Source organism: Sphaerisporangium sp. NPDC088356 (assembly GCF_040685555.1).
Classification (GTDB): domain Bacteria; phylum Actinomycetota; class Actinomycetes; order Streptosporangiales; family Streptosporangiaceae; genus Sphaerisporangium.
The window spans coordinates 56003-65839 of record NZ_JBFBIK010000013.1; the positions used below are offsets into that span (position 1 = coordinate 56003).

A 9837-nucleotide genomic window follows, 5' to 3' on the forward strand; every position below is an offset into this window, starting at 1 on the left:
CGTGCGAGCGTACCGACCCCGCGCTTCACCGCTCCAAGCCGGGCGACGGCATCCGAGGCGTGCGTGGCCCGGCGGTATCCGCGGCGTCCACGGCGCGGCGGTCGCGAGGTCGTTCACGTGAGCTGGTGGGCCCATGGGGGGTCGGCGCCGGGGACCTTGCACGTCTCGGCGGCGGCTCGTACGGCGAAGGCGATGGCGGCCTCGACGTCCGCCGGGGTGAGGTCGGGCAGGCGCCCGCCGAGCCGTCCCCGGTGCCCCAGCACGTGCAGCAGCCCCGCCGTGAACGTGTCGCCCGCGCCCACGGTGTCGACGGCCTCGACCTCGACGGCCGGGACCGTGATGCGCACGCCGTCGAGCGAGGCGTGCACGTCGCCGGTGCCACCGGTCACGACGACGAGACGGACGCCGTGCCTGTGCCAGGTGCCGAAGGCCTCCTCGGCCGACAGTCCCAGGTGGGCCAGGTCCTCGTCGCTGAGCCTGAGGATGTCGGCGATCCGTGCCCACCGGGGGAGGGCCTCGCGGTAGGTGGAGACGGGCACCAGGGCGGTCCGTACGTTCGGGTCGATGGAGATCGTCGCCTGGGCGCGCACGGCCTCCAGCAGCCGCTCGATGTGCGGCCCGCCGGGCTCCAGCACCAGGGCGAGAGAGCCGGCGTGCACGCAGCGGGCGTCGTACGGCGCCCGCTCGGCCAGCTCCTCGGTGGTCCAGAACCAGTCGGCGGTGCCCTCGGTGTAGAAGTCGTACGAGGCCTGCCCGGCCGCGTTCACCGCCGTGATCGCCATCGTCGCGCGCCGCGTGGCGGTGACGCAGGCGCTCAGATCGACGCCGGAACCGGCGAGGTGGTCGCGGATGAGGCTACCGAGCGTGTCGTCCGACAGGCGGCCGAGGAAGCGGACCGGGGTGCCCAGGCGCCCGAGGGCGACGGCGGTGTTGACCGGGCCGCCTCCCGGGCGCACCTGGAGGTCGAGCATGCCCTCCCCGGGGATCACGAAGGCGTCCGCCACGGCTTCACCGATCACGGCGATGTGCTGGCTCATGGGAACCGATCTTCCCCTCGGGTGTGGAGGACGACCGGACGGCACCGGCGGCCGGCGAGTGGATCAGCGGACCCATTATCGGCCTAGCGGACGTGCGGGAGCACTTCCTTGGCGTAGAAGTCGAAGAAGGCTTCCTGGTCCGGGCCGATCTGGCTGATGTAGAGCTCGTCGAAGCCTGCGTCGACGTACTGCTTGATCGCCTTGATGTGCGCCTCGGGGTCCGGGCCGCACGGGGTGGACGCGGTCGCGTCCTCCTCGGAGACCATCTCGGCGAGCTGCTCGAAGTGGCGGGGCAGCGGCAGCAGCTGCGACGCCTCTCCCTTGATGCCCTGCGTCGGCCACAGGCGGTGGACGGTCTTGCGCGCCTGCGCCTCGTCCTCGGCGTAGCAGACCTTGAGGCCGCCCTGGACGGGCTTGCCCTGGCCGCCGGAGGAGTGGAACTTCTCCACCAGTTCGGCGGCGGGGCCGGTGCAGATGTAGCCGTCGGCGATCCGCCCGGCCAGCTCGACCGACTTGTCGCCGAATCCGGAGATGTAGACCGGCGGCGGCTGGTCGGGAAGGGTGTAGAGGCGGGCCGTGTCGACCTTGTAGTGCGTGCCCCGATGGGTGACCAGCTCGCCCGTCCACAGCCTGCGCATCAGCTCGACGGCCTCTTCCAGCATCTCCAGCCGTTCGGCGGCCGGGGGCCACCGCGTGTCGAGGATGTGCTCGTTGAGCGCCTCACCGGTGCCGACGCCGAGGCGGAACCGGCCCTCGGAGACCACGGCGCTGGTCGCCGCCGCCTGGGCGATGACCGCGGGGTGGATGCGGACCAGCGGGCAGGTCACGGCGGTGGTGATCGGCAGCGACGTGGCCTCGGCGACGGCTCCGATCACCGACCAGACGAACGGGCTCTGCCCCTGCTCGTCCAGCCACGGGTGGTAGTGGTCGGAGATCCACAGCCCCTCGAACCCCGCTCGCTCTGCCAGCTTGGCCTGCCGCACCAGCTCCCGGGGACCGTGTTCCTCGCTGGAGAGGAAGTATCCGAAGGTGGTCATCGTCGCCTCCTTGTCATCGGCTTCACGTGTGCGGAGGAAGCCCTACCCCTGAGGAACCGGGCAAACGGGCATGGCCGTCCCGGCGCGAGGGTTGCCGGCGATTGGTCAGGCTTTCACGTGCTTGTTACTGTGCTTCGGTGCGCCGGCGGGTCTGGTCCGCAGGTGCCGCGCCTCACTCTTCCGGCCGGGGGCTCCATGATCCAGACGTTCGCCGATCCCGCGTCCCGCCGCGCCCGCGTACCGGCGGCGTCATGACGCAGCCGCTCGGAGGCGCGGGGTTCGCGGGAGCCCTGGTGGGCCGCTTCCAGCACCCCGCGCAGGTGATCGTGGGCGGCTTCGGCGTGGTGGCCCTCCTCGGCACGGCGCTGCTCTCCCTGCCGCACGCCACGGCCACCGGGCAGCGGGCCGACCTGCTGGAGGCGCTGTTCACGGCCACCTCGGCGGTGTGCGTGACCGGGCTGGTGATCGTGGACACCGGCACGCACTGGTCGGTCTTCGGGGAGGTCGTCATCGTGGGGCTGGTCCAGGTGGGCGGCCTCGGCATCATGACCCTGGCCACGCTCTTCGCCGTGATGGTGTCCGGCAGGCTGGGGCTGCGGGCCAGCCTGCTGGCACAGGCGGAGACCAAGGCGCTCAGCATGGTCGACCTTCGCAGGGTCGTGCGCAAGGTGGTGCTGTTCAGCCTGGTGTCCGAGGTCGTCACCACGGTGGTGCTCACCGCCCGATTCGCCATCGGGTACGGCGAGCCCATCGGCAGGGCGGCCTACCTCGGCGCTTTCCACGCCGTCGCGGCGTTCAACAACTCGGGGTTCGCGCTGTGGCCGGACAGCCTGATGAGGTTCGTCGCCGATCCCTGGATCTGCGTCACCATCGCGATCGCCGTCATCGTCGGCGGGCTCGGCTTCCCGGTGTGGTTCGAGCTGCTCCGCTCGTGGCGGCGTCCCAGCAAGTGGTCGGTGCTCACGCGGATCACGCTCGGGGTGTCGGCCGCGCTGGTCGTGTTCGGCACGGCGGTGTTCCTTTTGACCGAATGGTCCAATCCGAGGACGCTCGGCCCGCTCTCGGACCCGGCCAAGCTGCTGGCCGCCTTCTTCACCGGCGTCATGCCCCGCAGCGCGGGCTTCAACAGCATCGACATCACCCAGATGTATCCCACGAGCTGGCTGGCCACCGACGTGCTGATGTTCATCGGAGGCGGCAGCGCCAGCACCGGCGGCGGGATCAAGGTGACCACGTTCGGGCTGCTGGCCTTCGTCCTGTGGGCCGAGCTGCGCGGCGAGTCGCGGGTGAACGTCGGGCACCGCCGCATCCCCGAGACCATCCAGCGCCAGGCCCTCGCCATCGCGCTGCTCGGGGTGGGCCTGGTGGCGTTCTCGACGTACGCGCTGCTCGCGCTGACGCCGCACAGCCTCGACCAGGTGCTGTTCGAAGCGGTGTCGGCCTTCGGCACGGCCGGCATGTCCACCGGCATCACCGCCGACCTGCCCACCGCGGGGCACGTGCTGATCCTTTTGCTGATGTTCGTGGGCCGCGTGGGCCCGCTCACCCTCGGTTCCGCCCTCGCGCTGCGCGAACGCACCACCCGTTACGAACTGCCGGAGGAGCGACCCATCGTTGGCTGAGTACAGCAGAGACAGTCCCGTGGTGGTCATCGGGCTGGGCCGTTTCGGCACCTCCCTCGCTCTGGAGCTCGTACGCCGGGGCACCGAGGTGCTGGCCATCGACAACCGGCCGAAGGTGGTGCAGAGCCTCGCGGGGAGCCTCACCCACGTCGTCGTGGCCGACTCCACCGACATGGAGGCGCTGGAGCAGCTCGGCGTGCCCGACTTCTACCAGGCCGTGGTGGCCATCGGCGGTGACCTGGAGGCGAGCATCCTGACCGCCTCGCTGCTGGTCGAGCTGGAGGTGGAGAACATCTGGGCCAAGGCGGTCAGCCGCCAGCACGCCCGTATCCTCGAACAGCTGGGCATCCGGCACGTCGTGCAGCCCGAGCACGACATGGGCGAGCGCGTGGCCCACCTGGTGACCGGCCGCATGCTCGACTACGTCGAGGTCGACGAGAACTTCGCCCTGGTCAAGACCCGCCCGCCGAAGGAGCTTGTGGGCCTGTCCCTCGGGGAGTCCAGGCTGCGCAAGAAGTACGGCGTCACGGTGGTGGGCGTCAAGAGCCAGGGCCAGGAGTTCACCTACGCCACCGCCGACACCGTCCTGATGTACGGGGACGTCATCATAGTGTCGGGGACGATAGAGAAGGTGGAGCGCTTCGCGGAGCTCACCTGAGGCGAGGTCAGCCGACGTGGGCCAGGGCGTCGATCTCCACGAGCATCGCCTCGTGGGGCAGGCCGGTGAAGACGGTGGTGCGGCACGGCGGGACCCCGCTGGGGCAGTTCTCCCTGACGAAGTCGCCGTAGGCCTCGTTCATCGGGGCGAAGTCCTCGCGCTTGGTGAGGTAGACCCGGAACATCAGCACGTCCTCGACGGTCGCGCCCCCGGCCGTGAGGATGGCCTTGACGTTCTCCAGCGTCCTGCGGGTCTGGGCGCGCACGTCGCCCGGGTGGACGTACTCCGACGTCCGCGGGTCCTGGGGGCCCTGGCCGGAGACCTGCAGGAGCGGGCCCTTGCGCACGCCCTGGGAGAAGACCCACGCGGGCGCGGGAGAGCCGTCGGTACGGATGGCGGTCTTGTCAGTCATGGCGGCTCCGAAGATCGGCTTCCCGGTTCAGCGGCCGAGCCTACCGGTGCGGGCAGGGGCGCACGGCGGTGGCCGAGCCGGTAGGGCCGCGTTGACCGGCACCGGTAACGCGGGTAGAAACTAGCGCTCCCACGCTGCGCCTGGCCGGCGTGGCCGGGTACGAGGGCGCGCTCGGCCACGACGCCTCCGCGGCGAGCCTCGGCGCGGTGGACGGATTCCTGCGGCGGGTGGCCGCCCTCCACGGCAAGCTGGAGTACGAGGTGGAGGAGCCGATCGTCACCGCGGGCGGCAGCGCGTACTTCGACCAGGTGGTGGAGGTCCTCGGCGGGCTCGACGCGCGGGTGGTGCTGCGGTCGGGCGCGTACGTCGTGCACGACGACGGCTTCTACCGTGCGATCTCCCCGTTCTCCCGTGGCGCAGGGCCGGGGCCGTTGCGCCCGGCGATGCACGGATGGGCCCGGGTCGTGTCGCGGCCGGAGCCGGCGCTCGCGCTGCTCGACGCGGGCAAGCGGGACCTGCCCTTCGACGAGGGACTGCCCGAGCCGCACGCCGTGCGGGGCAGGGCCGGCTCGATCCTGGGCGGGGCCCGGGTCACCGCGCTCAACGACCAGCTGACCTTCCTGGCCCTCGACGAGGGCTCCGTCATCGACTGCGGCGACGTGGTCCGCCTCGGGCTCTCCCATCCGTGCACGGCGTTCGACAAGTGGACGCTGATCCCCGTGGTCGACGACATCGACGCACCGGACCCCGAGGTCGTCGATCTCATCAGGACGTACTTCTGATCGATTCCGCCGGACCAGGCGTGGTTGACGCGTGCCTCGGGATCATGGAAGCCTGGCGCCGCACATGACTCGGGCAAGTCATGATTATTTCGGTAGATCGTGGGCACTTGTGTGATTCCCCCGTTATTGTGGCGGATGTTGCCTATGGGGTTTTTGTGGCGATTGGTCGGTTTCGTTCCACACCTCGGGCAGTGGTGGACGCGACGGTGATGGGAGCGTAGATGGAGCACGGGCCGTACGACGGTCGGGAGGGCGAAGGGCCGCCTGGGTCGAGGGGCGAGCACCTCCTCCAGAGCCTGTTCTCCACGCGAGAGCGGGCGCTCCGCTTCTACGACCGGCAGGTGGTCGACCGCCTGACGCCCGAGATGCGGGAGTTCGTCGCCCGCCAGGAGATGGCCTTCATCGGCACCTCCGACGCGGCGGGCAACTGCGACACCTCCTTCCGCGCGGGTCCGCCGGGATTCGTCCGGGTGCTCGACCCCGGCAGGCTGATCTACCCGGAGTTCCGGGGCAACGGCGTGCTCGCGAGCATGGGCAACATCATGGAGAACCCGCACGTCAGCCTGCTGTTCGTCGACTTCTTCGACGACCTGGTGGGGCTGCATGTGAACGGCGCCGCGACGATCACCACCGCGTACGACGCGGCCCGCCGCCACGGGCTGACCGACGAGGACCAGACCGCCCCCGGACGCAAGGCCGACCGGTGGGTCATGGTCGAGGTCGAGGAGGCCTACATCCACTGTTCCAAGCACATCCCGCTCCTTGCCAGGCAGGACCGCAGGCGCCGCGACGCCGAGGGCCGCAGGCCCGCGGGCGACGACTACTTCGGCGTCGCCGCCACGCGGGGCCGTGATCCCGAGCGACAGGAAGTGGGCCGGTCGGCCGAGTAACGCCATGAGCATCGACATCGAACTGATCCGCCGGAGCTGGGCTCTGGTCGAGCCGGCGGCCGACAAGGTCGCCATGCATTTCTACGCGAAGCTCTTCGCGGACTATCCCCACATCCGGGAGATGTTCCCGCCCGCCATGGACAGCCAGCGTGACCGCCTGCTGCGGGCGCTCACGCAGGTCGTGCTCAACCTCGAGAACGTCGAGGGGCTCGGAGAGTACCTCGGCCAGCTCGCGCGCGACCACCGCAAGTACGGGGTCTTGCCCGAGCACTACCCCGCCGTGGGCCGGTGCCTGGTCATCGCGATGCGGGCCAACGCCGGGAACGCCTGGCGGGCCGTCTACGACTCGGCGTGGATCGACGCCTACCAGTTCATCGCCGACGTGATGGTCCAGGCGGCCGAGCAGGAGTCCGAGTACACGCCGCCCTCGTGGACCGGGGTCGTGGTGGGGCACGAGATGCGCACGCGCGAGGTCGCCGTGGTCACCATCGAGCCCGACCAGCCCTACCCGTTCAAGGCCGGCCAGTACGCCACCCTGCAGACGCCCCACTGGCCCAAGGTCTGGCGGCCGTACTCCATCGCCAACGCGCCGCGCCGTGACCACCGGCTGACGTTCCACGTGCGGGTCGTGCCCGGGGGGTGGGTCAGCACCGCGCTTGCCCACCACACGCGCGTCGGTGGCACCGTCATGCTGGGGCCGCCACGCGGTTCTCTCCTGCTCGAACGGGCGAGTACCTCCCATCTGATCTTCATCGCGGGAGGCACCGGTCTCGCGCCGCTCAAGGCGCTCATCGAGGAGTCGATGTGGCTGCCCGACCGGCCGAGCATCGACCTCTTCCATGGCGTCCGCTACGCCGGCGACGCGTACGACCTGCCCGACCTGCGCGCCCTGCGTTCGCACCACCGGCGCCTGCGGGTGGTCAAGGCCGTCTCCGACGACCCGCAGGAGTGGCGGCGGGAGAGCGCCGTCGACGCGCTGCTCAACCATCGCGTCGCCCTGGACGGGGACATCTTCGTCTGCGGCTCGCCCGACATGGTGCAGGTCACGACCTCCCGCCTGCTGCACCTCGGCGTGCCGTCCCGCCTGATCCACACCGAGTTCACGCCGGGGGCGCCCACTCTGGTGTACTCCTGAGGGAGAGCGGCGGGGAGGTCACCGGGTGATGGGCGGGCTGGTTCTGCGCGGGGCGACCGTGGTCGACGGCACGGGCGCGCCCGCGCACGTCGCGGACGTCACCGTGAGCGGCGGACGGATCGCCGCCATCGCCTCGCCGGGAGCGGGCGGCTCCGGCCGGATCCTCGACGCGGACGGGCTCATCCTGGCGCCCGGCTTCGTCGACATGCACGCCCACTCCGACCTGGCCCTGCTGTCGGATCCTGGCCATCTGGCCAAGGTCGGCCAGGGCGTCACCTGCGAGGTCCTCGGGCAGGACGGGCTGTCGTACGCGCCCGTCGACGACACCACGCTCGCGCAGCTCCGCCGGCAGCTCGCCGGGTGGAACGGCGACCCCGGCGGGTTCGACTGGGACTGGCGGTCGGTCGGCGAGTACCTCGCGAGGCTCGACCGCGGCATCGCCGTCAACGCCTGCTACCTCGTGCCGCAGGGCACGGTGCGCATGCTGGCCATGGGCTGGGACGCGCGGCCCGCCACCGAGGCCGAGCTGGAACGGCAGAAGACGCTGGTCGCCGAGGCCATGGCCGAGGGCGCGGTCGGCATGTCCAGCGGGCTCACCTACACCCCCGGCATGTACGCGGGCGACGACGAGCTGGTCGAGCTGTGCCGGGTCGTCGCCCGGCTCGGCGGCTACTACTCCCCGCACCACCGCTCGTACGGCGCGGGCGCGCTGGAGGCGTACGCCGAGATGGTGGCGGTGTCGCGCGCGTCCGGCTGCCCGCTGCACCTCGCCCACGCGACGATGAACTTCGCCGTCAACGCCGGCCGTGCCGGGGAGCTCCTGAGCCTGCTCGACACCGCGATCGCCGATGGCTGCGACATCACCCTGGACACCTATCCGTACCTGCCCGGCTCGACCACGCTCGCCGCGCTGCTGCCGAGCTGGGCGTCCGAGGGCGGCCCCGACCACACCCTGGCCCGGCTCCGCGACCCCGTGACGGCCGAGCGCGTCCGGCGCGTCATGGAGGAGGACGGCTCCGACGGCTGCCACGGGGTGCCCGTCGACTGGGACACCATCCAGATCTCCGGCACCCGCTCGCCCGCCCTCGCCGATCGCGTCGGCCGTACGGTCGCCCGGCTCGCCGCCGACTCCGGCCGCGCGCCCTTCGAGGTCTACCGCGAGCAGCTCGTCGACGACGAGCTCGGCACCACGATCCTGCAGCTCGTGGGCAACGAGGAGAACGTGCGGGCCATCATGAGGCACCCCGCCCACACGTGCGGCAGCGACGGCCTGCTCACCGGCGCGAGGCCGCATCCCCGGGCGTGGGGCTCCTTTCCCCGCTACCTCGGCCACTACGTGCGGGAGCAGGGCGTGCTCACGCTGGAGGAGTGCGTCGCCCACCTCACCGGCAACGCCGCGAGGCGGCTGAAGCTCGTCGAACGGGGGCTGGTCAGACCCGGATACCACGCCGACCTGGTGCTGTTCGACCCGCTCACGGTCGGCGACGCGGCCACCTTCGACGACCCCCGCCGGCAGCCCACCGGCATCCCGTACGTCTTCGTGGCCGGCGTCCCCGTCATCGCCGACGGCCACCCCACCGGCGCCCTCCCCGGCAGAGCACTACGCCACACCCCCGGCGGCACCCTCTGAGGGTCTCGCTCACACCCGGGGTACGCGCTGCCGCGCGTCGGTGACGAGCGTGCCGCCGCGGCAGGTGGGCGAAGCGGCCACATTTGAGCGCTCAAGTGAACCGGTAAACTGAGGGGGTGAGCGAGACGCGGTGGCTGGATGAGGACGAGCAGAGGACCTGGCGCACCTTCCTCTGGGCCTCGCAGCTCCTGCACGAGTCCCTCGACCGGCAGCTCCAGCGTGACGCCGCGATGCCGCACACGTACTACATGATCCTGGCGATGCTGTCGGAGGCGCCCGGGCGATCGATGACGATGACCGAGCTGGCCCAGCTGGTGCGCTCGTCGGCCAGCCGGCTCTCGCACGCCGTCGCCAAGCTGGAGGCGCAGGGGTGGGTGCGCCGGGAGAAGCGTCCCGGCGACGGCCGCACCACCGTGGCCACGCTCACCGGCGAGGGCTTCGCCGCCCTCTCGGAGGCGGCCCCGGGGCACGTCGAGGAGGTACGCCGGGTGCTGTTCGACCGGCTCACCCCCGAGCAGGTCCGGCAACTGCACGACATCTTCGGGGCCGTGCTCACCAACCTGAACACAACGGACGGCTGCTCACCAACCTGAACACAACGGACGGCTGCTCACCAACCTGAACACAACGGACG

General features: G+C 71.1%; 10 protein-coding genes. 7 read left to right on the forward strand and 3 right to left on the reverse strand.

Annotated features, from left to right (window positions below):
* Positions 1-113 precede the first annotated feature (113 nt).
* Together AB0O34_RS07845 and AB0O34_RS07850 are read right to left on the reverse strand one after the other, a co-directional pair.
* Positions 114-1037: a carbohydrate kinase gene (locus tag AB0O34_RS07845; protein WP_363913834.1), complete on the reverse strand. Its 924-nt coding sequence runs from the start codon at positions 1035-1037 to the stop codon at positions 114-116.
* A gap of 83 nt (positions 1038-1120) precedes the next feature.
* Positions 1121-2074: an LLM class F420-dependent oxidoreductase gene (locus AB0O34_RS07850; protein WP_363913836.1), complete on the reverse strand. Its 954-nt coding sequence runs from the start codon at positions 2072-2074 to the stop codon at positions 1121-1123.
* Positions 2075-2325: 251 nt separating this feature from the next.
* On the opposite strand from AB0O34_RS07850, the gene AB0O34_RS07855 reads away from it, so the two are divergent.
* Both AB0O34_RS07855 and AB0O34_RS07860 read left to right on the forward strand, forming a co-directional pair.
* A complete protein-coding gene (locus AB0O34_RS07855) occupies positions 2326-3696 on the forward strand; it encodes a potassium transporter TrkG (RefSeq protein WP_363913838.1) in 1371 nt (456 codons plus the stop codon).
* Complete coding sequence (locus AB0O34_RS07860) at positions 3689-4354, forward strand: TrkA family potassium uptake protein (RefSeq protein ID WP_363913840.1); 666 nt, start codon at positions 3689-3691, stop codon at positions 4352-4354. Before AB0O34_RS07855 ends, AB0O34_RS07860 begins: the two co-directional genes overlap by 8 nt.
* Positions 4355-4361: 7 nt before the next feature.
* Here the strand turns inward: AB0O34_RS07860 and AB0O34_RS07865 are convergent, their stop codons facing one another.
* A complete protein-coding gene (locus AB0O34_RS07865; protein WP_363913842.1) occupies positions 4362-4766 on the reverse strand; it encodes a RidA family protein in 405 nt (134 codons plus the stop codon).
* A 149-nt stretch (positions 4767-4915) separates the two neighbouring features.
* On the opposite strand from AB0O34_RS07865, the gene AB0O34_RS07870 reads away from it, so the two are divergent.
* The 5 genes from AB0O34_RS07870 to AB0O34_RS07890 all read left to right on the forward strand — a co-directional run bounded on the left by AB0O34_RS07870 (position 4916) and on the right by AB0O34_RS07890 (position 9796).
* Positions 4916-5548 (forward strand): hypothetical protein, encoded by a 633-nt coding sequence (locus AB0O34_RS07870; protein ID WP_363913844.1) that lies wholly within the window; start codon positions 4916-4918, stop codon positions 5546-5548.
* Positions 5549-5769: 221 nt separating this feature from the next.
* Positions 5770-6438, forward strand: coding sequence for a pyridoxamine 5'-phosphate oxidase family protein (locus AB0O34_RS07875; protein ID WP_363913846.1), 669 nt, complete (start codon positions 5770-5772; stop codon positions 6436-6438).
* Positions 6439-6442: 4 nt separating this feature from the next.
* A complete protein-coding gene (locus AB0O34_RS07880; protein ID WP_363913848.1) occupies positions 6443-7573 on the forward strand; it encodes a globin domain-containing protein in 1131 nt (376 codons plus the stop codon).
* 28 nt (positions 7574-7601) lie between these two features.
* Positions 7602-9203 (forward strand): D-aminoacylase, encoded by a 1602-nt coding sequence (locus tag AB0O34_RS07885; RefSeq protein ID WP_363913850.1) that lies wholly within the window; start codon positions 7602-7604, stop codon positions 9201-9203.
* 116 nt (positions 9204-9319) lie between these two features.
* Positions 9320-9796, forward strand: coding sequence for a MarR family transcriptional regulator (locus AB0O34_RS07890; protein ID WP_363913852.1), 477 nt, complete (start codon positions 9320-9322; stop codon positions 9794-9796).
* Positions 9797-9837: the final 41 nt, after the last annotated feature.

What these genes read in the sequence shown, in the direction of transcription:
- AB0O34_RS07845 (WP_363913834.1), bottom strand. Translation starts at nt 1,037, where the DNA reads ATGAGCCAGCACATCGCCGTGATCGGTGAAGCCGTGGCGGACGCCTTC.
- AB0O34_RS07850 (WP_363913836.1), bottom strand. Translation starts at nt 2,074, where the DNA reads ATGACCACCTTCGGATACTTCCTCTCCAGCGAGGAACACGGTCCCCGG.
- AB0O34_RS07855 (WP_363913838.1), top strand. Translation starts at nt 2,326, where the DNA reads ATGACGCAGCCGCTCGGAGGCGCGGGGTTCGCGGGAGCCCTGGTGGGC.
- AB0O34_RS07865 (WP_363913842.1), bottom strand. Translation starts at nt 4,766, where the DNA reads ATGACTGACAAGACCGCCATCCGTACCGACGGCTCTCCCGCGCCCGCG.
- AB0O34_RS07875 (WP_363913846.1), top strand. Translation starts at nt 5,770, where the DNA reads ATGGAGCACGGGCCGTACGACGGTCGGGAGGGCGAAGGGCCGCCTGGG.
- AB0O34_RS07880 (WP_363913848.1), top strand. Translation starts at nt 6,443, where the DNA reads ATGAGCATCGACATCGAACTGATCCGCCGGAGCTGGGCTCTGGTCGAG.
- AB0O34_RS07885 (WP_363913850.1), top strand. Translation starts at nt 7,602, where the DNA reads ATGGGCGGGCTGGTTCTGCGCGGGGCGACCGTGGTCGACGGCACGGGC.